This window comes from Limnohabitans sp. TEGF004, assembly GCF_027924965.1.
GTDB lineage: Bacteria > Pseudomonadota > Gammaproteobacteria > Burkholderiales > Burkholderiaceae_C > Limnohabitans.
The window spans coordinates 1428719-1451895 of record NZ_AP027056.1 but is presented as its reverse complement, the minus strand read 5'-3'; the positions used below and the strand labels follow the sequence as shown (position 1 = coordinate 1451895).

Sequence of the window (23177 nt, the reverse complement as noted above, 5' to 3'; positions counted from 1 at the left end):
GTGTGGTAATCCGCCTGTGGTAGTCGCTCCATCAACTGAGCCAGCGATCAAACTTCAAAACCAAGTGCAAAAAGACAGCACCGCGCAGATGAATCAGCTATTGCGAAGTGATGTTCGTAAATGATGTGTGGCATTTCCCCAAGCCTCTAGGCATGTTTCATAGTGCAGTCTGGCTTGCGCGCCAAAGCAGTGCGCTTTTTTGCTCAAGTTTTCTGTAGCCCCGCCGATACCCTAGGCAAGTCAGTTTTATCTTTGATACACATCATGCGCTCACGCCACCTTTCTGTTGTTGCTTTCGTGCTTACCAGCTTGCTGGCTTGGGCTGCGCCTGCGTCTGCCGAATGGAGCGAGTTGGTGAAGGAAGACGAAGCCACGTACTACTTTGACAAAGAAGCTGTCATGCCCGTGCACGTGTCGCGTTTTGCTTGGGTGTTGACCGATTTGCCCAAGGCTGAAAAAACTCCCACGGGCGAAAGCTACAAGTCGATGATGTTGCGCGTGCGCATGTATTGCAAGAACGACACGGTGGTGCGCCTGTCTGTGAGCTACTTTGACAAGCAAATGGGCAAGGGCAAGGAAGTGGCCTCGGACGATGTGCACGAATGGCGTCCACGCGAATACCCGATTCGCCCCAACACTTACCTCGCCGCTTTGAAGAAAGAAGTGTGCGGCGGTTCTAAAGCTGCTTCGGGCTAAGCCCCAGCCGACAACCCCTTGGATGCGAAGCCCCTGCCGAATGGTTGGGGCTTTTTAACTTGTGAGTGGGCATCGCCCACGTGCCGCAAAGTTAGGTCGAACATGCGGCCATGTTTTCTGTCATCACACCTTTGGCCTTGGGCTGGATTGCGGGCACGGCTTTGCAGTTGCAGCAGGGGCAGCTGTGGGCGGGTGAGGTGTATTGGGGCTTAGCTGCGGCTGCGCTGATGTCGGCATATATCGCAACGCGCATCGATGCTTCGCGTTTTGCATGGGTTCGCAGTGCCTCAGTTTTGCTCTCGCGTGCGTCGGCTGGCGCAGGGGTGCAAGCTGTTGTTGGGTTTGCACTGCTGGCTGCGTTATCGGCTGTGATGGCATTCGCCCAAGCAGGCGCACGCGCCAGCCACTATGTGCAAAGCACTTTGAACCCCGCGATCGAAGGACGCACTTTGCAAGTGGTGGGCATCGTGGCCAACTTGCCGCAGCGCACCGAGGACAGTGCGCGCTTTCGCTTTGAAGTGGAGTCGGCTCGCGACAGCGATGGCGCACGGGTGCAGCTGCCGCCGCAGTTGCTGCTGGGTTGGTATGGCAACCGATTGAATGGCAGCGATGACAATGTGCAAGCGCCTCCCGCAGACTTGCGCCCCGGAGACCGTTGGCAATTGGCGGTGCGCCTCAAAGCCCCACACGGCCACATCAACCCACATGGTTTTGATTACGAGCTGTGGCTGTGGGAGCAGGGCCTGCAAGCCACGGGCTATGTGCGCAACGGGGCCAAAGACGCGCCCCCGCTGTGGTTAGGCAGCACATGGGCGCATCCCGTGGAGCGGATGCGTCAGCGCGTGCGCAGCGCCATTGATGCGCGGGTGGCAGACCGATCTATGGCCGGCATTGTGGCTGCCTTGTTGGTGGGCGACCAAGCGGCGATTGAGCGTGCGGATTGGGATGTGTTTCGTGCTACGGGTGTGGCGCACCTGATGGCGATTTCGGGTTTGCACATCACGGGCCTTGCGTGGCTGGCGGCGTTGTGCGTGGGGTGGTTCTGGCGCCGCAGTGATGTGTGGTCGCCTCGCAAGCCTTGGAGCTTGTGGCTACCTGCACCTATCGCCGCCAGTGCGTGTGCCGCAATGGTGGCGCTGGCGTATGCGGTGTTCACCGGCTGGGGTGTGCCCGCGCAGCGCACGGTATGGATGCTGGGTGTGGTCACGCTGCTGCGCGTGTATGGTTTGCGTTGGCCCTTGATGCAGGTGTGGCTGACCGTGTGCGCGGTGGTGCTGGCGCTAGACCCGTGGGCGCTGATGCAAGCAGGGTTTTGGCTCAGCTTTGTAGCGGTGGGTGTGTTGTTTGCCTCGGGCTCGCATGCGCCTGTGGAGACGTCGGCGCACTCTGATGCGCTGAATGTTTTTGACGAGTCGACAGAGCAAAACAGTCAGCCAAATAGGCGAGGGCGCTTGCTTGCAAATGCATGGGCTTCAGCGCAGCGTATGTGGCGCGAGCAGTGGCTGATGAGTGTGTGTTTGGCTCCGCTGACTTTGCTGCTGTTTCACCAAGTGTCCGTCGTGGGTTTGTTCGCCAACTTGTTAGCTGTGCCGTGGGTGACCTTGGTGGTCACACCGCTGTGTTTGCTGGGGCTGGTGTTGCCATTCGCTTGGAGCGTGGCGGCTGAGGCTTTGCAGTGGTTGGTGTGGCTGCTCAAAGCGTGCGCGGGTGTGTCGTGGGCGCAATGGTCGGCACCTGCTGCACCTTTGTGGGCTGGGGCAGCTGCGCTGGTCGGCATGGGTACGTGGGCCATGCGCTTGCCCATGTGGTTGCGGTGCTTTGGCGTGGCCTTGGTGTTGCCCGTGCTCAGCTGGCAAACACCGCGCCCAGCACACGGCACGTTTGAACTGGTGGCGGCCGACATGGGCCAGGGCCATGCCGTGTTGGTGCGAACGGCCACACACAGCTTGCTGTACGACACAGGCCCGCGCTACTCGGCCGAGACCGATGCAGGTCAGCGCGTGCTCGTGCCGCTGCTGCGTGCATGGGGTGAGCGGCTAGACCGCATCGTCATCAGCCATCAAGACAGCGACCACAGCGGCGGCGCACCTGCGGTGATGGCCATGCAGCCGCAAGCGGATGTGTTGACGTCGATTGCGCCTGAGCATCCGCTGCAACAGTTGGGTGTGATGCAGCGCTGCGAACGCGGGCAGTCGTGGGTCTGGGATGGTGTGCGGTTTGAGATGTTGCACCCGAGCGCTGCTGACTACGAGCGCAAGCTCAAACCGAATGCGCTGAGTTGTGTGCTGCGCGTGAGCGCGCACAACACATCTGCATTACTCGCTGGCGACATCGAAGCCGCGCAAGAGCAAGACCTGCTGCAAAGCGGTCAAGCCCTGCAAGCTGATTGGCTGCTGGTGCCGCATCACGGCAGCGCCACTTCGTCTACGCAAGCTTTTCTGGATGCAGTGCAGCCCAGCGTGGCCATCGTGCAAGCGGGCTATCGCAATCGCTTTGGTCATCCAAGACCTGATGTGTTGAGGCGTTACAGCGATTTAGGGGTGCTTGTGGTGCAGACACCCCGTTGTGGTGCGTCGACATGGCACAGTGAGCAACCCAAGTTGGTGCAATGTGAGCGAAATCAAAGACAACGCTATTGGCAACACGTATTCTGAGAGCTGGCATCCAACTTGCGTAAGAGGTGCTAGGAGTTCCCACGATGCACAAGTTTGATGAAATGTATGCCCAGCTGCCGTTTGTGGACAGCGCGGTGCGCCCCCACTACAGGAACTACTTGGACTGGCTCAAGCGCCAAGATCCACAGACCATGCGTGACAGGCGCGAAGAAGCCGAGATGATTTTCCGTCGCGTCGGCATCACCTTTGCGGTGTACGGCGACAAAGACGAAGACGGCGCAGGTACTGAGCGACTCATCCCGTTTGATTTGATCCCTCGCATCATCCCCGCCCACGAGTGGACGAGCATGCAAAAGGGCTTGGTGCAACGTGTGAACGCGCTCAACATGTTCATTCACGACGTGTATCACGAGCAAGGCATTCTCAAAGCCAGCATCATCCCCAGCGAACAAATTTTGAACAACGCGCAGTACCGCCCCGAGATGCGTTGGGTCGATGTGCCGCACAAGGTGTATTCACAAATCAGCGGCATCGACATCGTGCGTGCGCCCGATGCCCAAGGCAATGGCGAGTACTACGTGCTTGAAGACAACTTGCGCGTGCCCAGCGGTGTGAGCTACATGCTAGAAGACCGCAAGATGATGATGCGACTCTTCCCCGAGTTGTTCAGCCAACACCGCGTGGCCCCTGTGGCGCATTACCCAGACTTGTTGCTAGAGACTTTGCGTGCCAGCAGCCCATCCACCACCGACGATCCCACCGTGGTGGTGCTGACGCCCGGCATGTACAACAGCGCCTACTTCGAGCACGCCTTCTTGGCGCAACAAATGGGTGTGGAGTTGGTCGAAGGCCAAGACCTGTTTGTGAAAGACAACTTTGTTTACATGCGCACCACACGAGGCCCTAAGCGAGTGGATGTCATTTACCGCCGTGTGGACGATGATTTTTTAGACCCCAGCGTGTTCCGCTCAACATCGACATTGGGTTGTGCCGGTTTGATGGATGTTTACAAAGCAGGCCATGTGAACATTTGCAACGCGGTGGGCACCGGCATTGCCGATGACAAATCCATCTACCCCTATGTGCCGCAAATGATTGAGTTCTATTTGGGCGAGAAGCCCATCCTCAACAACGTGCCCACGTTCCAATGCCGCAAGAAAGAAGACCTCGACTACACACTGGCGCATTTGAGCGAGCTGGTGGTGAAGGAAGTGCACGGCGCTGGCGGCTATGGCATGTTGGTGGGGCCAGCCGCCACCAAGGCTGAGATTGAAGAATTCCGCCAAGTGTTGCTGGCCAAACCCGATGGCTACATCTCGCAACCCACGCTGAGTTTGTCGAGCTGCCCCACCTATGTGGAGAGTGGCATCGCGCCGCGTCACATCGATTTGCGCCCCTTCGTGTTGAGCGGCAAGACCGTGCAAATGGTGCCCGGCGGCTTGACCCGCGTGGCGCTGAAAGAAGGCTCACTGGTGGTGAACTCGTCCCAAGGCGGCGGCACCAAAGACACATGGATTCTTGAGGTTTAACAATGCTGAGCCGTACCGCTGACCACCTGTTTTGGATGTCCCGCTATACCGAGCGGGCCGAGAACACCGCACGCCTGCTGGACGTGAACTACCAAACCTCTTTGCTGCCTCAGTCCGCCGAAGTGGCGCTGTTGGGCTGGGAAGGCTTGCTGTCCATCAGTGAGTTGTTGCCTGCTTACCAAGCCCGTCATGGCGACATCACGCCACAACGCGTGATGGAGTTCATGGTGAAGGACGAGAACAACCCGTCTTCCATCATCTCGTGCTTGCGTGCTGCGCGTGAAAATGCACGCGCTGTGCGCGGAAGCCTCACCACCGAAGTGTGGGAAACGCAAAACCAAACGTGGTTGGAACTCAACCGTATCTTGAAGAGTGGTTTGCTCGAGAGCGACCCGGGTGAGTTTTTTGAATGGGTCAAGTTCCGCTCGCACCTCTCACGCGGCGTGACCGTGGGCACCATGCTGATGGACGAAGCCTTGCACTTCATGCGCTTGGGCACCTTCCTTGAGCGCGCCGACAACACCGCACGTTTGGTGGATGTGAAGTTCCACGCCGTGCATGGCGACTTGTTTGCCGATGGCAGCGAAAAAACGCAGCAACACGACTTCTACCACTGGAGCGCGATTTTGCGCAGCGTGTCTGGCTTTGAGATTTACCGCAAGGTCTACCGCGATGTGATTCACCCCGAGCGCGTGGCCGAGTTGCTGATTCTTCGTGCTGACATGCCACGCTCGTTACATGCGTGCTTGAACGAAGTGGTGAACAACATCTCGATGGTGTCGGACGACCGCTCGCTAGAAAGCTATCGCCGTGCGGGCAAGCTGTGCGCTGAGATGGAGTTCAGCCGCATTGAAGAAATTCTGGCGAATGGTTTGCACGCTTATCTCACCCAGTTCTTGGATCGCGTGAATGAAATTGGCGCGAGCATCAGTCGGGAGTTTTTGGTGCCGAATTAATCGGTAGCCAGCCAACTAAAAAGGCGTCAGCGGATGCTGACGCCTTTTGGCATCGTGCGGTAGCGAAAGCGGATTAACCGCCGCGACGCATCATGTCGAAGAACTCGACGTTCGACTTGGTCGCCTTCATGCTCTTCAAAACCATTTCCATGGATTCGATTTCGTCCATGTTGTACATGAACTGGCGCAGGATGCGGGTCTTGGACAAGATCTCGGGTGGCAGCAACAGCTCTTCGCGGCGGGTACCGCTGCGGTTGAGTTGAATGGCTGGGAAAACGCGCTTTTCGTACAAGCGGCGGTCAAGGTGAATTTCGCAGTTACCCGTGCCTTTGAATTCTTCAAAAATCACTTCGTCCATGCGGCTACCGGTGTCCACCAACGCAGTGGCGATGATGGTGAGCGAGCCACCTTCTTCCACTTTGCGGGCTGCACCAAAGAAGCGCTTGGGGCGTTGCAAGGCGTTGGAATCTACACCACCTGACAACACTTTGCCCGATGAAGGCACCACGTTGTTGTAAGCGCGGGCGAGGCGGGTGATGGAGTCGAGCAAGATGACCACATCTTTTTTCAGTTCCACCAAACGCTTGGCGCGTTCGATCACCATTTCGGCCACGTGTACGTGGCGAGCGGCTGGTTCGTCAAACGTTGACGCAATCACTTCTGCTTTGACCGAGCGCTGCATTTCAGTCACCTCTTCTGGGCGCTCGTCCACCAGCAACACCATCATGTGGGCATCGGGGTAGTTGGCGGCAATCGCGTGGGCGATGTGCTGCATCATCACGGTCTTACCGCTCTTGGGCGGGGCGACGACCAAGGCGCGTTGGCCTTTGCCGATGGGCGCAATGATGTCGATGATGCGGCCGGTGATGTTTTCTTCACCCTTGATGTCGCGCTCAAGCTTCATCTGTTCGCGTGGAAACAGTGGGGTCAAGTTTTCGAACATGACCTTGTGTTTGTTGTTCTCAGGCAGATCGTCGTTGACTTTGTCGAGCTTGGTCAGTGCAAAGTAGCGCTCGCCGTCTTTTGGGATGCGCACTTCGCCTTCGATCATGTCGCCGGTGTGCAGGTTGAAGCGGCGCACTTGGCTGGGGCTGATGTAGATGTCGTCGGTGCTAGCGGTGTAGCTGGTGTCGGGACTACGCAAGAAGCCAAACCCGTCGGGCAAGATCTCGAGCACACCATCGGCAAATACTTGTTCGCCAGCGCGGGCGCGCTTTTTGATGATGGCAAACATCAGCTCTTGCTTGCGCATGCGGCCCGTGTTTTCGATTTCGAGTTCTTCGGCTTGTTTCAGCACTTCAGACACGTGCAGTGCCTTGAGTTCGTTCAGATGCATCTTGGGACTCCAGTAGGGAGTTCGTTAAAAAATTGGGGTGGGGAGGTCGGAGCGAGGAGAGAAATACCTCTGGACCGGAATTCAAGCCCTGATGGGGAGCCGAGTAGCCTCATGGGCTGCAAGGTGAATTCGAAATGGATTATGGCAGGAAAAAAGCCCGCAGACTGAACAATCTGCGGGCTTTCTAGAACTAGGCGTTTGGCGGTGAATTAAGCCAATTGCTGGTTGATGAAGTCGGTCAACTGGGCTTTGCTCATGGCGCCCACTTTGGTGGCCGCCAATTGGCCGCCTTTGAACACCATCAGGGTAGGAATGCCACGGATGCCCAATTTGCCTGGGATGTCGCGGTTTTCGTCCACGTTCATCTTGGCGATTTGCAGCTTGCCCTCATAGGCAACAGCCACTTCGTCCAAGATGGGGGCAATCATTTTGCAAGGACCGCACCATTCTGCCCAATAGTCCACCAAGACGGGCTTGTCAGCTTGCAGAACGTCTGCTTCAAAGCTGGAGTCGGTGATGTGTTTGATCAAATCGCTGGCCATGGTTTTATTTCCTCTTTCAATTGGCGATAGAGCTACAGTTGGGGCATTGTGGCAGAAACCAAGTACCCCCATGAAAACTCTCACCATTGATGTTGTCTCCGATGTTGTGTGCCCCTGGTGCTATGTGGGCAAACGTCGCTTAGAACGTGCTTTGGCACTTTTGGCAGTTCAGCACCCAGAGGTGGACCCAGAGGTGCGCTGGCACACCTTTCAGCTCAACCCCGACATGGCGCCCGAAGGCATCGCCCGTGTGGACTATGTGAGCAACAAATTTGGTGACGAAGCCACCGCCATTTACGACCGCGTGGCCGCCGTGGGCAAAGAGGTGGGCATTGCGTTTGCGTTCGACAAAATCAGCCGCCAACCCAACACTGTGGTGGCGCATAGCCTCATTGCGGTGTCAGAGCCTGGCCTGCAACAAGATGCGATGGTGGAAGCCTTCTTCAAGGCCTATTTCTTAGAAGGCAAAGACTTGACCGAGGCCGCCGTGCTGATGGACATTGCCGAATCCGCAGGCATGGACCGCGCGGTGGCTGAAGCGCATTTGCAAAACTCTGCCTTGCACAGCCAAACCATTGACAGCGACAAGGCGGCGCGTGAAATGGGCATCACCGGTGTGCCGTTTTTCATCTTCAACCGTCAAGTGGGCTTGTCGGGTGCGCATGAAGCGGAAACCTTGCTGCAAGGCATGGTGGAGGCGATGAACGCCGCCACCAACGATTAATTCTTCTCGATCAGTTGCGGTGTGGTTGGCTGCGCGGCCGCTGCCACGCGGTAGATGAGGTGGTAGACCAAGCCCACAAACACGCTGCCTCCCACGAGGTTGCCCAAAATGACGGGCACCAAGTTGCCCAGCATGCCTGCCATGCTCAGCGCATTGCCCGCCACGCCAAGGGCGTTGGCTGCAGCAACTGGCTCAAAGTATTGAATGATCAGCGCGAGCTGCATGAAATACATATTGGCAATGCTGTGCTCAAACCCCGCCGCCACAAAAGCGGTGATGGGGAAGACGATGGCAATCACCTTGTCCATCACGCTGCGACCGGCAATGGCCATCCATACCGCGATGCACACCAGCACATTGCACAGCACGCCACGGAAGAAGGCTTCGTGCCAAACCAAGTTTTGTTTGGTTAGGGCAATCTTCAGCACCGTGGCACCGATCGCGCCGCCATTCGCATGTGTGTGGCCGCTCAGGTACACCAGCAGGGCTAGGCCCGTGGTGCCCACAAAGTTGGCGGCGCATACCCACAGCCAGTTGCGCAGCACTTCGCGGGTGGTGATTTGCCCATCCGCCCAAGCCATGGCCAGCAGGTTGTTGCCTGTGAACAGCTCAGCTCCGGCAATCACCACCAAGATGAGGCCGAGGCAAAACACAAACCCACCCAAGAGCTGACTCACGGCAAAGCTCAGGCTGGCATCTGATTTGACGATGACAAAAAACAAGCCGCCCAAACCAATGAAGGCGCCGGCCAACAAACCCAGCATGACCAAGGGCGGGGTGGCCATGTGCGCCTTGGCCACGCCCACGGTTTCAACTTTGAGAGCAATCTCTTTGGGGGCGTAGGCATCAGAGCCAAACAGTTCAGGCATAGGTGTCATGGTGAGTGTTGATTTGTCGAATTTACTACTTGAACTGGCAGAATTAACGCACTCTTTGTTTTTTCGGAGCCTCTATATGTCTCAGTCATCTTCCAACATGGTTCGCGCCTTGGTCTTGCGCGAGCTCGAAGCGGGCAAACGTGACGATGGGCTGTGGCTGCAAGCCATGTCCGAATCGAAGATGGACCAAGCCAAAGCGCAGGTGCGCTATGTCGAGCTGCGCACACAAGCCATGCAGGGCGATGTGAAGGGCTTGCTGATCAAGCAAATACGCGGTGCTGTGGCGCAAGACAGTGGCAGCAGTGGTGTGCGTCTTGGCAACGCCAGCTTGGCCGAGTACCTCTCAGCGAAAACGCTTAAAAAGTAATGCCGCGCAGTTTGGGCGGAAGATCAATCGCGGGGTAGCGCTTGGTAGCTTTGACCTGTGAGTGCTGAATCGACTGCATCAGCTCAGTCTGTGCAGAAGGATCGGGCAGCTTGAACACGTTTCCCAAACCAATTTGAATGGCCGCTGCTTTGCGTTGCAGCAACTGCGCCGTCATCATGTGGGTGTAAGTGTCTTTGGCACTGTCTGACCAAGATTCCCACTCTTCACGGAATGTCCTGATGTGCGCGCGCAAAAACTTGTTCAGCTCTTTGGCATCCACTTCATCTTGCACGGTGGCGTGTGCTTTGTCGATGAAAGGCTGAAGCGCATCGGGTTCTTTGGGTGTTTCTGGTTCAGAGGGTGGGGCGGCCGCAGGCGCTGCGGTCTCTGGTGCTTGGGTGGCAGCAGGTGGCGGTGTGGGTTCGGATGCGGGTGCGGGCACAGCTTCAACAGGCGCGACAACGGCCTCGGGCACTTCGGGCGTGCTTGAGGTTGCGTCGGGTGTTGCTTCTGAGGTTTCTTCGGCCATCACACCTGTATCGGCAGGAGTTGAGGATTTCTTTAGCGGGTAAAGAAAAAAAGATGAAGGTGACGGGCCCGACCCTCAGCACTGGCTCCACAGTTAGGGCTGCTCGGTTCCCCGCCTGACCCAGTTGGCCGCTTCACCATGTGAGGAGGCCCGTCGAGGTCTATTGTAGGTCACATAGAATGCTTGGCTTATGTCTTACCTCGTGCTCGCCCGCAAATATCGCCCCAAAACCTTCACGGAGATGGTGGGGCAAGAGCACGTCGTGCAGGCGCTCACCAATGCGCTGACCACCCAGCGTTTGCATCACGCGTATTTGTTCACCGGCACACGCGGTGTGGGTAAAACCACCGTGTCGCGCGTGTTGGCCAAATCGCTCAATTGCCAAGGCTTAGACGGCACAGGTGGTATCACCGCCAACCCCTGCGGTGTGTGCCAAGCCTGTACCGACATTGATGCTGGCCGCTTTGTTGATTACACCGAGTTGGACGCGGCTTCCAACCGTGGCGTGGACGAAGTGCAAAGCTTGCTGGAGCAAGCCGTTTACAAGCCTGTGCAAGGCCGCTTCAAAGTCTTCATGATTGACGAGGTGCACATGCTCACCAACACCGCGTTTAACGCGATGTTGAAGACGCTTGAAGAGCCGCCTGAATATTTGAAATTCGTGCTCGCCACAACCGACCCGCAAAAAGTGCCAGTCACCGTGTTGTCGCGCTGCTTGCAATTCAACCTGCGCCCTATGGCTCCCGAGACTGTGCTGGAGCACTTGGGCCATGTGTTGGGCCAAGAGAACATTGAATCTGAGCCCCAAGCCTTGCGTCTGTTGGCCCGTGCTGCGCGTGGCTCCATGCGCGATGCGTTGAGTTTGACGGATCAAGCCATTGCCTACGGTGGCGGTCAGTTGCAAGAAGTAGCGGTGCGCCAAATGTTGGGCAGCGCCGACCGCTCGCATGTGTTCCGTTTGATTGAGGCCTTGGCACATAGCGACGGTAAATCGGTGGTCGAAACTTCAGAAGCCTTGCGCGTGCATGGCCTGAGCGCCGCAGCCACGCTAGAAGACATGTCGATGGTTTTGCAACGCATGGCTGTGTTGCAAGCTGTGCCTGACATGGGTGAGGGCGATGCCGCAGACCCCGAAGCCGCCGAGATGGCGCGTTTGGCGGGTGTGATGCCACCCGACGAAACACAGCTGCTGTACAGCCTGAGTTTGCATGGCCGACAAGAGTTGGGTTTGGCCCCTGACGAATACGCTGCACTGACGATGGTGCTCTTGCGATTGTTGGCATTCAAGCCACAAGCTGCAAACTCTGCTTCTGCTTCGGCTGAAAAAAAAACTCTAATTAATCCGCAACGTGCCGCTTCGGCACCAGCACCGGCTGCTGCCCCAGCTGCGTCCATGCAGCCCGCTGCATCGCAAGTGCCTGCGCCTGCGCCTGGCCCCCCCGAGCCCCAGCCCGCAGCCCCCGTGCAGGCCTTGCCCGTGCGTGACATGCAACCACGCGAAGTGGCTCCTTGGGAAGACGACCCCAGCTACGACCCCGACGGTTCAGACAGTTCCAGCTACGACCACGACTCAGACGCTGCTGTGGTGGCCATGCCCGTGCGCCAACAAGCCGAGCCCAGCGCTGCGCTTGAACCGCAAATGCCCACCACCGAAGTGCCGCAGATCGTGGCCACACCCGAAGGTGAGTTTTGGCACAAGTTGGTGATGGACATGTCTGCCGCCGAAACCATCAACGCCTTGGTGCGTGAGTTGGGTTTGCAGTCACAACTGGTGGCACGTGACACCGACACTTGGATGCTGCGCGTCGAGCGCGAGTCCCTCAACAGCACCACCAGCCGCGAACGTTTGCAAAAAGCACTCGAAACCGCGGGCTACCCCGTGCGCCTGACAGTGGAAGTGGGCCGCGTGCAAGACAGTCCTGCCAAGCGCAATGCGGCCGCTGCAGCGCAACGCCAAGCAGGGGCCGAGGCCATCATCCTCAACGACCCGTATGTTCAAAGTTTGATGCGAGACTACGGCGCCAAAATCGTGCCGGGCAGCATCAAGCCGCTTTAACTTTAAGTCCAACCGCTTTATTTTTTAGTTTGTAAAAGGGAAACACATGTTCAACAAAGGACAACTCTCGGGCCTGATGAAGCAAGCCCAGGCCATGCAAGAAAACCTGAAAAAGGCACAAGACGAATTGGCGTTCGTTGAAGTCACGGGCGAATCTGGTTCAGGTTTGGTCAAGGTTTTGATGACTTGCAAGCACGATGTCAAACGCATCACCATCGACCCAAGCCTGCTGGCTGACGACAAAGACATGCTCGAAGACTTGGTGGCTGCCGCCTTCAACGACGCGGTGCGCAAAGCCTCTGAGACCAGCGAAGCCAAGATGAGCAAGCTCACCGCTGGCTTGCCACCTGGCCTGAAACTGCCGTTCTGATCGCCCCAAAGATGAGCGACACGTCCGTGCTTGAAGGCCTGATTCAGGCCCTGCGTCGTTTGCCCGGCGTGGGGGTGAAATCGGCCTCGCGCATGGCGTACCACCTGCTGCAACACGACCGGGAGGGGGCCGAGATGATTTCTCAGGCCTTGCACCAAGCAGCAAGCCAAGTGCAGCATTGCGAAAGCTGTCATACCTTCACCACCCAACCTGTGTGCGATACCTGCTTGGACGACGGGCGCGACACCACCCGCTTGTGCGTGGTCGAAACCCCCGCAGACCAATCAGCCGTAGAGCGCACAGCGGCTTATAAGGGCCAGTACTTTGTGCTCATGGGTCGCATCAGCCCCTTGGATGGTTTTGGTCCCAAAGACATTGGGCTGCAAAAGCTGATTGAGCGAGCCAGCGACGGCGTGGTGAAAGAGGTCATCTTGGCCACCAATTTCACTGCCGAGGGCGAGGCCACAGCCCATGTGCTGGGCGAGGCTTTGAAGAAGCGCGGTGTGCAAGTCACACGCCTAGCCCGTGGTGTGCCTGTGGGCAGCGAGCTGGAGTATGTGGACTTGGGCACCATTGCCCACGCATTGGTGGACAGGCGCGACGCTTAAAGTAAATTATTTCTTGGCGACCTTGGTGTCGCCTTTTTTATCGCCTTTGGCTGACGCTTGCTTTTTGCCAGAGCTCTTGCTCTCTTTGGCCGAAGCCAGCTTTGAGCCCTTGGCGTTCTTGCCACCTTTGCCCGCAGCTTTGCGTTTCGCAACAGCTTCGGGTGACAAGTCAAGCTTACCGTTGTCCGCGACTTGTGCTGTGACATCACCCAGCATGTTGGCGCTGCGTGGCACCAACAGGGCGGACCCTGCTTTGATCAGCATGCGGGGCGGGATGTTGTTGACCGCGCGGAAGTCTGCTTCGTTCATGTTCACGCGCTTGGCGGCATCCGCCACTTTCATGGTGGTGGGCGCTACCCACGCAGTCCACGTGGCCATACGGCCCAAGGTCGATGCCTCGTAGTTGCGTTGGAACACTTCCGCGTTGTCCCAAGGCAGCAAGATGTTGGGCGAGCCTGCAGCCAGCAACACAGGGCGGTGGGCCGATGGGTTCAGGGCCTTGAAGTCTTGTTCAGAGATGTCAGCCAGCTTGGCCGCCACGCTCACGTCCATGTCGCGGCGCAGGGGCACGCTTTGGAAGTAGGGGTGGTTAGGAATGCTGGGCAGCACCACGCCGTACTGGGGCGGGTTGCCCACAATATTTTTCATGGCTTGCAGCTTGGGCACGTACATGCGTGTTTCCATCGGCATGTTCAAGTCGGTGTAGCCGGTGGGCAAGCCCGCACGTTTGTTGCGCGCAATGGCTTTGCCCACATTGCCTTCGCCCCAGTTGTAGGCTGCCAAGGCCAAATGCCAGTCGCCAAACATCTTGTGCAGGCGCTCAAGGTAGTCGAGTGCGGCGCGGGTGGAGGCTTGCACATCGCGGCGGTCATCGCGGAAGGCATTTTGTTTGAGGTCAAAGCTTTTGCCTGTGGCGGGCATGAACTGCCACATGCCGCTGGCACGTGCGCTAGACACCGCTTGCGGGTTGAAGGCGCTTTCGATGAAGGGCAGTAAAGCCAGCTCTGTGGGCATCTTGCGCGCTTCGAGCTCTTCAACGATGTGATACAGGTATTTGTTCGAGCGCTCGGTCATGCGCTGCAAGTAGTCAGGCTTGGCCGAGTACCACTGGGTTCGGTCGTTAGCCAACTCGTTTTCGAGGTTGGGCATTTGGTAGCCCTTCCGGATGCGTTCCCACAGGTCGTTGGGCAAGTTCAGTTGTGCCACGCCATCGCGTTTGGCTGTGCCTTTGGCAATTGGGCTCAGTCCTTCGGTGTTGGTGCTGCTTTGTTCAGACAAACTGGCGCAGCCCGTGAGCAAGACGAGGCTAAGGCTGAATACGGCGAGTAGAAATCTCATTTGAAATCGTTCTTCCATTCGCGAAGGGCTGCAAACACAGCCACGTCGTCGGTTTGTTCGAGCGCTGAGAGCCCAGCGTGCTGTGCAACAGCGTGTCGCACAAGGGGGTGTCGAGCCCGTAAAAACGGGTTGATTTGCAATTCCATGCCAAGCTGGGCGGGTAGGGTGGAAACACCTTGAGCCCTGAGTTGTTGGCAGTGTGCTGCGTAGGTTTGCAAGTCGGTGTTGCTAGGTTCTACGGCGAGCGCAAATCGCAAGTTAGAGAGAGTGTACTCGTGGGCGCAGCACACCTGTGTAGACGCAGGGAGTGAAGCTAAAAGGTCTAATGAGGCCAGCATTTGTGCGGGCGTGCCTTCAAAAATACGTCCGCAGCCGCCGGAGAACAAAGTGTCTCCACAAAACAGCACAGGGCTTTGTGGGGCCTGGGGTAAAAAGTAAGCCACATGGCCTGCGGTGTGGCCCGGTACATCCAGCACTTGCACGGTTTGGCCCAGCAGTTCAAGTGCATCACCGTGCATGACGGGGGTGAAAGGCACGGGCACCTCTTCGCGTGCGGGGCCAAAGACCTGAGCGCCAGTGACAAGCTGCAATTCGCGCACGCCGCCCACATGGTCTGCATGGTGGTGGGTGACTAGAATCGCGGCAAGTTTCAGACCTCCTTGGGCCAGCGCTTGCAACACAGGCGCCGCGTCACCGGGGTCGACCACCACGGCCATTTGGTTTTGTTGCCACAACCACAGGTAGTTGTCAGAGAACGCGGGCAGTGCAATCAGCTTCATGTCATCCACACCTTTAAAAAACGATAGTTTGCCTGACTGGCTGGCGTCTCCCGCTGGGCAGTATTTGTGCGCTTGGGAACAAACCTATTTAGACCGCGCTGTGGCGGATGTGTTTGGCTTTCACGCCTTGCAACTCGGATTTCCCGCGCTCGATGCGCTGCAGGCCAACCGCATGCCGCACCGCTGGCTGGCCAGTGACACACACCCAGAGCCTTGGCCTTTGGGGCGTGATGTGGTGCTGACCAATTACGAAGCCTTGCCTTTTCCCGGTGCCAGCTTGGACTTGCTGGTGTTGCCCCACACGCTGGAGCTGAGCTACGACCCACATGCCACCTTGCGCGAGGTCGAGCGCGTCTTGGTGCCCGAGGGGCGTGTGGTGATTTGTGGCTTCAACCCCAATAGCCTGTGGGGTTTGAGCAAAAGCTGCAAGCGTGGTTTTTCGCAGGTGGGGGATTTCATCGGCCAACGCCGCTTGCGTGACTGGCTGCAACTGCTGAGTTTTGAGGTGGAGTCCACCAGCTTTGGTTGCTACCGCCCGGCGGTGAAAACTGAGCGTTGGCTCAATCGCTGGGATTGGATGGACGAGGCGGGCGTACGTTGGTGGCCCATCTTGGGTTCGGTCTACGGCATGGTGGCGGTCAAGCGCGTGCAGGGCATGCGCCTGATGTCACCCGCATGGAAAAAAGCGGTGCCGCGAGCTGCGGTCGTTGTGACCTCTGCTTCAAGTGCGGCAAACAACACGGCGGTGCATTCGGTGGTCAGCACCGCCTCCAAAGGAATGGCATGAACACGGTAGAGATATATACAGATGGGGCCTGCAAGGGCAACCCTGGCCCTGGGGGCTGGGGCGCCTTGTTGCGTTCGCCCTCAGGTCAAGAAAAAGAACTGTTTGGTGGCGAGCTAGAGACGACCAACAACCGCATGGAGTTGATGGCCGTTATCGAAGCCCTGCGTGCCTTGAAGCGGCCCTGCGTTGTGGCCTTGTATTTGGACAGCGAATACGTGCGCAAAGGCATCACCGAGTGGATTCACGGCTGGAAAGCCCGTAGCTGGCGCACCGCAGCCAAGCAACCCGTGAAGAATGCAGACCTGTGGCAACAACTCGATGCTTTGACCCATCAAGGTGACCACGACATCGTGTGGCACTGGGTCAAAGGCCACGCGGGTCATGTGGACAACGAACGTGCGGACGGTTTGGCTAACCGAGGTGTGGAATTGGCCCTGTCGGGTCGGTGACAGCCTGTGTGAAGGCTAGGTAAATTTGGCATTTTTGAAACCCGTCGCTGGTACATTGCACGATTGGTTTAAATACGACTTAAAAGAATCTCACTCATGGCCTCCAAAAAGATGTATTCCGTTGTGGCAGTCGTTGGCATTGGGGTGGCCTCGACCTTGGCTTGGTGGTTGCAAGCGCCCAAGTCTGATGCTGGCGCTGCGACGGGCGTGCGTCCCAGTGGCGTTGAAATCACCCAAGTCAAAAAACAAACCTTGCGTGACGATGCCGAGGCCGTGGGGACTTTGCGTTCATCACAAAACGTGATGCTGCGCCCCGAAGTGGCGGGCCGTGTGTTGTCGTTGGGTTTTGCCGATGGCGCGCGTGTGCGCGCTGGCCAAGTGTTGGTGCAAATGGATGACACCTTGCAACGCGCGGAGGTGCAGCAGTCTCTAGCCCAGATGTCGATTGCCAAGGCCAACCACAAACGCAACCAAGAACTGGTGGCGCAAAACTTCATCGCCCAGCGCTCACTCGACGAAAGCGCAGCGGCCTTGCAAGTGTCAGAAGCGCAACTGGGTTTGTCCTGCGCACGCTTGGATCGCATGCGTTTGATTGCGCCGTTCAATGGCGTGGTCGGTATTCGCAACGTCAACGTGGGTGACTACGTGAAAGATGGCGCGGATTTGATCAACCTTGAAAACATCGGCAGCTTGTATGTGGACTACCGCTTGCCCGAGCGCTACCAAACCAAGGTGATGCCAGGCCAAACGATTGAGGTCAAACTCGATGCGTTCAGCGGCCGATTGTTCAAAGCCAAGGTCGAAGCGGTGGACCCTTTGATTGACGCGAATGGCCGCTCCATCGGCGTGCGTGCGGTGTTGGCCAATACGGCGGGTGAGCCCATCGCTGCTGCGGGTGGCAAAGGCCCAGCGGCACAGGCGTCCAGCGCGCCCGTTGCCTCGGCTTCAACCCCTGCCGTCGCTGCCAAACCGGCGGCCTCTGCACCCGTGGTTGCCTCTGGAGCGATGCGTGGTGTTGCTTTGCCTTCGCCTCAGAGCTTGGGTTGTCCCAGCAATGCGTTTGATCGCACACGCATAAATGCCGGTGGTGAGCAAAACGGCCCCTTGCGCCCGGGCATGTTTGCGCGTGTGACAGCTGTGTTTGCTGTGCGGCCCAACGCCTTGATCGTGCCGGAAGAGGCCATCGTGCCGCAAGGCGGTAAACAGTTTGTCATCAAAGCTGTGGCTCCTTCTGAGTTGCCTGCACCTGCTGCTAGCGCTGCGGCAAGTGCACCTGTTTTGCCGCCCGATACCAAACTGGTGTCTCAGCGCGTAGAAGTGAAATTGGGTCTGCGCCGTGGTGGCCAAGTGGAGATCACCGAGGGCTTGGCTGAAGGCGACACCATCGTGGTCGCCGGTCAGCAGCGTTTGCAAAAAGACGGCTCTCCCTTGCGTGTGGTGGAGTTGGGTCGTGGTCCAGCCAACCCGGCATCAGCGCCTGCCTCTGCATCAGGTGCAGCTTCTGGTGCATCGGGGGCTGATGCCGCCAGTGCCGCCTCTCAAGCCGCCAGCCGCTAATCCGAACGCAAAGAGCTCACATGCAATTGCCTGAGATATCCATTCGCCGCCCGGTGTTCGCCACCGTGCTGTCGCTGCTCATCGTGTTGGTGGGGGTGGTGTCGTTCACCCGTTTGAACGTGCGCGAGTACCCCAAGATCGACAACCCCGTGGTGACGGTGGAGACCAAATACACCGGCGCGTCCAGCGCGGTGGTGGAGTCGCAAGTGACCAAGGTGTTGGAGGATTCTCTTTCTGGTATCGAGGGGGTGGACGTCATTACCTCCATCAGCCGCCAAGAGCAAAGTCAAATCACCATCAACTTTGTGTTGTCGCGTGATGCCGATTCAGCCGCCGCCGACGTGCGTGACAAAGTCAGCCGCGTGCGCCAACGTCTGCCGCAAGGCATTGACGAGCCGGTGATTGCCAAGGTCGAGGCTGATGCCTTCCCCGTCATTTGGTTGTCATTCAGCGCTGACACCTTGAACGTGTTGCAGCTCACCGACTACGCCAACCGCATTGCCAAGCCCATGCTGCAAACCGCGCCGGGTGCGTCGGATGTGCGTGTGTACGGCGAGCGCAAATACGCCATGCGCATTTGGTTGGACCCAGACCGCTTGGCTGCTTACAAGCTCACCACGCAAGATGTGGAAGATGCCCTGCGCCGCTCCAACGTGGAAGTGCCTGCTGGCCGCATTGAAAGTAAGCTGCGCGAATTCAACGTCAGCACCTCCACCGATTTACGTACGCCACAAGAGTTCAATGCGGTGGTCATCAAGTCAGTCAATGGCATTCAGGTGCGCATTGGCGATGTGGCGCGTGTCGAACAAGGCCCACAAGCCGAACGCACAGCCACGCGTTTGAACGGCAAAGAAGCTATCACCTTAGGCGTGATTCGCAACGCCACGGCCAACCCGCTGGACTTGAGTGCCGCCGTGCGCAACATGATCCCGAAGATCCAAGACAACTTGCCGCCAGGCGTTGCGATTGAAGTCGCCAACGACAACTCGGTGTTCATTGACCGCTCCATCAAAGCGGTGTACCAAACCATTGTGGAAGCTGCCATTCTGGTGGCCTTGGTGATTTTTCTGTTCTTGCGCACCTTGCGTGCGTCCATCATTCCGCTGGTCACCATCCCCGTGTGTTTGATCGGCACGTTTGCATTGATGGCCATGTTTGGCTTCACCGTGAACACACTCACCATGCTGGCGCTTGTGTTGGCGATTGGTTTGGTGGTAGACGACGCCATCGTGGTACTAGAAAACATTTATCGGCACATTGAAGAGGGCATGTCCCCGTTTCATGCCGCCATCAAAGGCGCCAAAGAAGTGGGCTTTGCGGTGGTGGCCATGACCATGACCTTGGCCGCGGTTTACGCGCCATTGGCGTTCACGCCGGGACGCACGGGCAAGTTGTTCACCGAGTTTGCGCTGGCCTTGGCCGGCTCGGTGGTGGTGTCTGGCTTTGTGGCCTTGACGCTCACACCCATGATGTGTTCCATCATGCTCAAGCACAACCACAACCCCAGCTGGTTTGACCGCACCATGGAGCATCAGCTGCAACGCATGTCCAACGCTTATGGACGTTTACTGGAATGGACGCTGTCACCCGGCGTGTTTTTTGGACGCGCCATGTCGCGCCGTTGGTTCGTGGTGGCCGTGATGGTGCTGGCCGGCATTGGCACTTGGACCTTGCTCAAAACCACCAAGAGTGAATTGGCCCCCATGGAAGACCGTGGCGTGATCTTGACTGTCATCAACGGACCCGATGGCGCGACGATGGACTACACCACGCGCTACACCATGGCCCTTGAAAAAATGGCCGACAAATACACCGAGTTCGACCGCATCTTCACCGTGGTGGGTAACCCTACGGTGGCGCAAGGCAACGTGTTTTACCGCGCCAAGCCTTGGGAAGATCGCAAGAAAACCACACTCGAAATTGCACGCGACATGACACCCGCTGTGGCTGGTTTGCCTGGTGTGACGGCGTTCCCCATCACACCACCTTCGCTGGGCCAGCCGTTTCGCGAGCGTCCTTTGAACTTCGTGATCTTGACGTCGGACAGTTACCAAAACCTCGCGCAAGTGGTGCGCAGTTTCCAAGAAGAAATTGCCAAGAACCCAGGCATCGTCAGCGTCGACACCGACCTGCGTTTGAATAAACCCGAAATCAGCATGGAAGTGGATCGCGAGCGCGCCGCTGACATGGGCGTGCCGGTGGACCAAATTGCCCGCGCGGTGGAAACCATGATGGGTGGCCGACAAGTCACGCGTTACAAGCGCGAGGGCGACCAATACGACGTGATTGTGCAAACCGCGCCCACAGGCCGTGACACGCCTGACGACATCGAACGCGTGTTTGTTCGCGGCAAAGGCGAGGCCATGATTCCGCTGTCCGCTTTGGTGAAGATCAAAGAGGTGGTGGTGCCGCGTGAGCTGAACCACTTCAGCCAGCGCCGCAGTGCATCCATCAGTGCCAACTTGGCACCGACGTACTCCTTGGGTGAGGCGATCACTTTCATGAATGCCACGGCGCAAAAAGTACTCAAGCCCGGTTACTCCACCGACCTCAACGGCACCTCGCGTGAGTTCGTCAAATCATCGGGCTCGTTGGTGATTGTGTTTGTGCTGGCCTTGCTGTTCATCTTCTTGGTGTTGGCCGCACAGTTTGAAAGCTTTGTGGACCCACTGGTCATCATGCTGTCGGTGCCGCTGTCGATGGTGGGCGCTTTGTTGGCGCTGCAGTTCAGTGGCGGCACGCTCAATGTGTTCAGCCAAATTGGATTGATCACCTTGGTGGGCCTCATCACCAAACACGGCATTTTGATTGTGGAATTTGCCAATCAGTTGCGTGAAGAAGGCATGGAGTTGTTCGCCGCTGTCACGCAGTCAGCCACTTTGCGCTTGCGCCCGATTTTGATGACCACAGGTGCGATGGTGTTGGGTGCAATTCCGTTGGCCCTGGCCAGTGGCGCAGGTGCTGAAAGCCGCAAGCAAATTGGTTGGGTGATTGTGGGTGGCATGAGCTTGGGCACCTTGCTCACCATCTTTGTGGTGCCCACCATGTACACCTTGTTGGCGCGCAACAAGGTGCCGGGCGCCATCACCATCCGCCATGAAGATGAGGACGTGGGTGCGTAATTAAATAGCGCCCTCAAACATCAACACATCTACTTCGTCGCCCACCGCGACATTGCCTTGCGCGTGATGCAGCACGATGAGGCCATTGCCTTGCACCATCGAGCTCAGCACGCCTGAGCCTTGGTTGCCAGTGGTGCGCACTTGTAGCGTGCCGTCGGGCGCGCTGCTGACAAACCCACGTTGGTATTCGGTGCGACCTGCTTTTTTGCGCAAGGGCTCAAGGCTCTTGGCGCGCAACAGTGGCGCTGGTTGTGCGGTGCTGCCCATCATGCGCAGCAGTGCAGGGCGCACAAACGCAAGGAAGGTCACCATCACCGCCACGGGGTTGCCGGGCAGGCCAAACAACACCGACTTGCCAATGCGGCCCACAGCCATGGGGCGGCCTGGGCGCATGGCGATTTTCCAAAACGCCACGTCACCCAACTTTTTCATCATGGCTTTGGTGAAGTCGGCTTCACCCACGCTCACGCCTCCGCTGGTGATGATGGCATCAGCCTCTTGTGCGGCTTTGGCAAACGCAGCTTCTAACAGGGCAGGGTCGTCACGCACCACACCCATGTCAATCACTTCGCATCCCAAGCGTGTGAGCAGGCCAAACACGGTGTAACGGTTGCTGTCGTAAACAGCGCCTTCGCGAGGGGCTTCGCCCAAGCTCAGCACTTCGTCGCCGGTGGAGAAATAGGCCACACGCAAACGGCGGTGCACGCGCACGTCGGGGAGACCAAGGCTCGCGATCAGCCCTAAGGCAGCTGGCGTGAGGTGTTGGCCTGCTTTGAGTGCAGGCTCACCTTGCATCAGGTCTTCGCCTAGCAAGCGGCGGTTGTCGCCGGCTTTCAAGATGTTGGGTGGGATAGTGACGTTGGTCACATCGTGCGCGTTGTCGATGTGGCAGAACTCTTGCGGCACCACGGTGTCTAAACCATCGGGCAGGATGGCGCCCGTCATGATCTTCAAGCACTCACCCGCGTTGACCTTGCCTTGCCAAGCTTTGCCCGCCAGTGCGGTGCCCACCACGCGCAGCGTGAGCGGCTGATAGGCTTTGAGCTGCTCGGCATCAAACGCAAAGCCATCCATGGCCGAGTTGTTGTGGGCAGGCACGCTGATGGGGGAGATGACGTCTTGCGCCAGCACGCGTCCCAGTGCATCAAACAAATACACGTCTTGAGACTCGTCTGCTGACACGGGCTGTACGAGTTCATGCAAGAACGCGTTGACTTGGTTCACGCTCAAGGCTTGTGGGTCGTAGCCTTGCAGGGCGGCGGCGATGTCGTCGATGCTTTTCATGGCGCGGCGTTTTCGAGGGCTTGCAGTTCGTTCAAGGTGTTGACGTTGGCAAACGCCAGCGGGTCGTCACCCGGGGCGTCAAAGGCTACGACCACGGTGTTGTGCTGTGCGGTCCACGCATCAATCTTGCGGCCACCGGTGTGGGTGAACTTGACCAAGCTTTCGGAGAGCTCAATCTTCATCAAGCAAAACACAGGTTGCGTGCGAATTTGGGTTTGGCCTTGGTCATCGGTCTCGGGTGCTGCGGCCATGGCGATGTCGGCGTTTTCGCGCACCATGGCTGCGGCCAAGCGCTCGGCCAGGTCGAGTGGCAGGCGAGGGGTGTCGCAGGGCACGGTCAGCACATAGGGCGTTTCGGCGCGCTCTAGCCCCACCAGAAAGCCAGACAACGGGCCAGCAAAGTCTGCGGAGGCATCGGGCCAGACAGAGGACCCAAATGACTCGTAGGCCGAGAGGTTGCGGTTGGCGTTGACCATCACGCTTTCGACTTGAGGGCCTAAGCGCATGAGGGTGTGCAAGGCCAAGGGAATGCCGTTGAAGTTTTGCAAGCCTTTGTCCACGCCGCCCATGCGACTGCCTCGGCCTCCTGCCAAGATGAGGCCGGTGATGTCTTGGGGAGCGATGGTGTGTGTCATGTGGGGTGGGGGAATTGGAT

General features: G+C 58.0%; 21 protein-coding genes and 1 other RNA gene. 13 read left to right on the top strand and 9 right to left on the bottom strand.

Translation table 11 applies throughout. The features are described from left to right. The first annotated feature begins 264 nt into the window (after window positions 1-264). The 4 genes from LINBF2_RS06890 to LINBF2_RS06875 all read left to right on the top strand — a co-directional run bounded on the left by LINBF2_RS06890 (window position 265) and on the right by LINBF2_RS06875 (window position 5796). Complete coding sequence (locus tag LINBF2_RS06890; RefSeq protein WP_161499655.1) at window positions 265-696, top strand: surface-adhesin E family protein; 432 nt, start codon at window positions 265-267, stop codon at window positions 694-696. A 110-nt stretch (window positions 697-806) separates the two neighbouring features. Next, entirely contained in the window at window positions 807-3350 is a 2544-nt protein-coding gene (locus LINBF2_RS06885; RefSeq protein ID WP_281887730.1) for a DNA internalization-related competence protein ComEC/Rec2, read from the top strand. 44 nt (window positions 3351-3394) lie between these two features. Beyond that, window positions 3395-4840 (top strand): circularly permuted type 2 ATP-grasp protein, encoded by a 1446-nt coding sequence (locus LINBF2_RS06880; protein ID WP_281887728.1) that lies wholly within the window; start codon window positions 3395-3397, stop codon window positions 4838-4840. 2 nt (window positions 4841-4842) lie between these two features. Further along, on the top strand, window positions 4843-5796 hold the full coding sequence (locus LINBF2_RS06875) for an alpha-E domain-containing protein (RefSeq protein ID WP_281887726.1): 954 nt from the start codon (window positions 4843-4845) through the stop codon (window positions 5794-5796). Between the two features lie 73 nt (window positions 5797-5869). Here LINBF2_RS06875 and rho read toward each other — a convergent pair whose 3' ends face one another. Together rho and trxA are read right to left on the bottom strand one after the other, a co-directional pair. Next, window positions 5870-7132, bottom strand: a complete 1263-nt coding sequence (gene rho / locus LINBF2_RS06870; protein ID WP_281887724.1) for a transcription termination factor Rho — start codon at window positions 7130-7132, stop codon at window positions 5870-5872. A gap of 209 nt (window positions 7133-7341) precedes the next feature. Continuing rightward, the gene (gene trxA / locus LINBF2_RS06865; protein ID WP_104797308.1) at window positions 7342-7674 is read right to left on the bottom strand and encodes a thioredoxin TrxA; all 333 of its coding nucleotides are present in this window, start codon (window positions 7672-7674) and stop codon (window positions 7342-7344) included. Window positions 7675-7744: 70 nt separating this feature from the next. On the opposite strand from trxA, the gene LINBF2_RS06860 reads away from it, so the two are divergent. Beyond that, a complete protein-coding gene (locus LINBF2_RS06860) occupies window positions 7745-8398 on the top strand; it encodes a DsbA family oxidoreductase (protein ID WP_281887722.1) in 654 nt (217 codons plus the stop codon). On the opposite strand, the gene LINBF2_RS06855 is transcribed toward LINBF2_RS06860, so the two are convergent. Further along, complete coding sequence (locus LINBF2_RS06855; RefSeq protein ID WP_281887720.1) at window positions 8395-9267, bottom strand: formate/nitrite transporter family protein; 873 nt, start codon at window positions 9265-9267, stop codon at window positions 8395-8397. The two genes, LINBF2_RS06860 and LINBF2_RS06855, sit on opposite strands and share 4 nt — an antisense overlap. A gap of 85 nt (window positions 9268-9352) precedes the next feature. Here LINBF2_RS06855 and LINBF2_RS06850 point away from each other — a divergent pair, with 85 nt between their 5' ends. After that, window positions 9353-9643 (top strand): hypothetical protein, encoded by a 291-nt coding sequence (locus tag LINBF2_RS06850; protein WP_281887718.1) that lies wholly within the window; start codon window positions 9353-9355, stop codon window positions 9641-9643. Here the strand turns inward: LINBF2_RS06850 and LINBF2_RS06845 are convergent. Then, the gene (locus LINBF2_RS06845; RefSeq protein WP_281887717.1) at window positions 9633-10172 is read right to left on the bottom strand and encodes a hypothetical protein; all 540 of its coding nucleotides are present in this window, start codon (window positions 10170-10172) and stop codon (window positions 9633-9635) included. The two genes, LINBF2_RS06850 and LINBF2_RS06845, sit on opposite strands and share 11 nt — an antisense overlap. A 58-nt stretch (window positions 10173-10230) precedes the next feature. Beyond that, an RNA gene (gene ffs / locus LINBF2_RS06840) (signal recognition particle sRNA small type) lies at window positions 10231-10327 on the bottom strand. Window positions 10328-10362: 35 nt separating this feature from the next. On the opposite strand from ffs, the gene dnaX reads away from it, so the two are divergent. Genes dnaX through recR form a run of 3 tightly spaced genes read left to right on the top strand, consistent with a single transcriptional unit; the run spans window position 10363 to window position 13206 of the window. Continuing rightward, window positions 10363-12228: a DNA polymerase III subunit gamma/tau gene (dnaX, locus tag LINBF2_RS06835; RefSeq protein ID WP_281887715.1), complete on the top strand. Its 1866-nt coding sequence runs from the start codon at window positions 10363-10365 to the stop codon at window positions 12226-12228. Window positions 12229-12274: 46 nt separating this feature from the next. Continuing rightward, window positions 12275-12598, top strand: a complete 324-nt coding sequence (locus LINBF2_RS06830; RefSeq protein WP_104797314.1) for a YbaB/EbfC family nucleoid-associated protein — start codon at window positions 12275-12277, stop codon at window positions 12596-12598. Window positions 12599-12609: 11 nt separating this feature from the next. Next, window positions 12610-13206 carry a recombination mediator RecR gene (gene recR, locus LINBF2_RS06825; RefSeq protein WP_104797315.1) on the top strand — a complete coding sequence of 199 codons (597 nt, stop codon included), beginning with the start codon at window positions 12610-12612 and terminating at the stop codon, window positions 13204-13206. Between the two features lie 6 nt (window positions 13207-13212). Here recR and LINBF2_RS06820 read toward each other — a convergent pair whose 3' ends face one another. Both LINBF2_RS06820 and gloB read right to left on the bottom strand, forming a co-directional pair. Next, window positions 13213-14544, bottom strand: coding sequence for a transglycosylase SLT domain-containing protein (locus LINBF2_RS06820; protein ID WP_281887711.1), 1332 nt, complete (start codon window positions 14542-14544; stop codon window positions 13213-13215). Further along, window positions 14541-15323, bottom strand: coding sequence for a hydroxyacylglutathione hydrolase (gene gloB, locus LINBF2_RS06815; protein ID WP_281887709.1), 783 nt, complete (start codon window positions 15321-15323; stop codon window positions 14541-14543). Before gloB ends, LINBF2_RS06820 begins: the two co-directional genes overlap by 4 nt. Here gloB and LINBF2_RS06810 point away from each other — a divergent pair. From LINBF2_RS06810 to LINBF2_RS06795, 4 genes are all read left to right on the top strand, one after another. Further along, window positions 15322-16110: a methyltransferase domain-containing protein gene (locus LINBF2_RS06810; RefSeq protein ID WP_281887707.1), complete on the top strand. Its 789-nt coding sequence runs from the start codon at window positions 15322-15324 to the stop codon at window positions 16108-16110. The genes gloB and LINBF2_RS06810 overlap by 2 nt on opposite strands. Next, window positions 16107-16559, top strand: a complete 453-nt coding sequence (gene rnhA, locus LINBF2_RS06805) for a ribonuclease HI (protein ID WP_281887705.1) — start codon at window positions 16107-16109, stop codon at window positions 16557-16559. The genes LINBF2_RS06810 and rnhA overlap by 4 nt, the downstream gene beginning before the upstream one ends. 96 nt (window positions 16560-16655) lie before the next feature. Further along, window positions 16656-18116, top strand: a complete 1461-nt coding sequence (locus LINBF2_RS06800) for an efflux RND transporter periplasmic adaptor subunit (RefSeq protein WP_281887703.1) — start codon at window positions 16656-16658, stop codon at window positions 18114-18116. A gap of 20 nt (window positions 18117-18136) precedes the next feature. Continuing rightward, window positions 18137-21238, top strand: coding sequence for an efflux RND transporter permease subunit (locus tag LINBF2_RS06795; protein WP_281887701.1), 3102 nt, complete (start codon window positions 18137-18139; stop codon window positions 21236-21238). Here LINBF2_RS06795 and glp read toward each other — a convergent pair whose 3' ends face one another. Together glp and mobA are read right to left on the bottom strand one after the other, a co-directional pair. Next, window positions 21239-22522, bottom strand: a complete 1284-nt coding sequence (gene glp, locus LINBF2_RS06790; protein WP_281887699.1) for a gephyrin-like molybdotransferase Glp — start codon at window positions 22520-22522, stop codon at window positions 21239-21241. Continuing rightward, the gene (mobA, locus tag LINBF2_RS06785) at window positions 22519-23157 is read right to left on the bottom strand and encodes a molybdenum cofactor guanylyltransferase MobA (RefSeq protein WP_281887697.1); all 639 of its coding nucleotides are present in this window, start codon (window positions 23155-23157) and stop codon (window positions 22519-22521) included. The genes glp and mobA overlap by 4 nt, the downstream gene beginning before the upstream one ends. Window positions 23158-23177 lie beyond the last annotated feature (20 nt).

Coding starts and splice junctions, on each gene's coding strand:
- LINBF2_RS06890 (WP_161499655.1), top strand. CDS start 265: ATGCGCTCACGCCACCTTTCTGTTGTTGCTTTCGTGCTTACCAGCTTG.
- trxA (WP_104797308.1), bottom strand. CDS start 7,674: ATGGCCAGCGATTTGATCAAACACATCACCGACTCCAGCTTTGAAGCA.
- dnaX (WP_281887715.1), top strand. CDS start 10,363: ATGTCTTACCTCGTGCTCGCCCGCAAATATCGCCCCAAAACCTTCACG.
- rnhA (WP_281887705.1), top strand. CDS start 16,107: ATGAACACGGTAGAGATATATACAGATGGGGCCTGCAAGGGCAACCCT.
- glp (WP_281887699.1), bottom strand. CDS start 22,522: ATGAAAAGCATCGACGACATCGCCGCCGCCCTGCAAGGCTACGACCCA.
- gloB (WP_281887709.1), bottom strand. CDS start 15,323: ATGAAGCTGATTGCACTGCCCGCGTTCTCTGACAACTACCTGTGGTTG.
- LINBF2_RS06880 (WP_281887728.1), top strand. CDS start 3,395: ATGCACAAGTTTGATGAAATGTATGCCCAGCTGCCGTTTGTGGACAGC.
- LINBF2_RS06795 (WP_281887701.1), top strand. CDS start 18,137: ATGCAATTGCCTGAGATATCCATTCGCCGCCCGGTGTTCGCCACCGTG.
- LINBF2_RS06820 (WP_281887711.1), bottom strand. CDS start 14,544: ATGAGATTTCTACTCGCCGTATTCAGCCTTAGCCTCGTCTTGCTCACG.
- LINBF2_RS06875 (WP_281887726.1), top strand. CDS start 4,843: ATGCTGAGCCGTACCGCTGACCACCTGTTTTGGATGTCCCGCTATACC.
- recR (WP_104797315.1), top strand. CDS start 12,610: ATGAGCGACACGTCCGTGCTTGAAGGCCTGATTCAGGCCCTGCGTCGT.
- LINBF2_RS06850 (WP_281887718.1), top strand. CDS start 9,353: ATGTCTCAGTCATCTTCCAACATGGTTCGCGCCTTGGTCTTGCGCGAG.
- rho (WP_281887724.1), bottom strand. CDS start 7,132: ATGCATCTGAACGAACTCAAGGCACTGCACGTGTCTGAAGTGCTGAAA.
- LINBF2_RS06885 (WP_281887730.1), top strand. CDS start 807: ATGTTTTCTGTCATCACACCTTTGGCCTTGGGCTGGATTGCGGGCACG.
- LINBF2_RS06810 (WP_281887707.1), top strand. CDS start 15,322: ATGTCATCCACACCTTTAAAAAACGATAGTTTGCCTGACTGGCTGGCG.
- LINBF2_RS06800 (WP_281887703.1), top strand. CDS start 16,656: ATGGCCTCCAAAAAGATGTATTCCGTTGTGGCAGTCGTTGGCATTGGG.
- LINBF2_RS06845 (WP_281887717.1), bottom strand. CDS start 10,172: ATGGCCGAAGAAACCTCAGAAGCAACACCCGACGCAACCTCAAGCACG.
- LINBF2_RS06830 (WP_104797314.1), top strand. CDS start 12,275: ATGTTCAACAAAGGACAACTCTCGGGCCTGATGAAGCAAGCCCAGGCC.
- LINBF2_RS06860 (WP_281887722.1), top strand. CDS start 7,745: ATGAAAACTCTCACCATTGATGTTGTCTCCGATGTTGTGTGCCCCTGG.
- LINBF2_RS06855 (WP_281887720.1), bottom strand. CDS start 9,267: ATGCCTGAACTGTTTGGCTCTGATGCCTACGCCCCCAAAGAGATTGCT.
- mobA (WP_281887697.1), bottom strand. CDS start 23,157: ATGACACACACCATCGCTCCCCAAGACATCACCGGCCTCATCTTGGCA.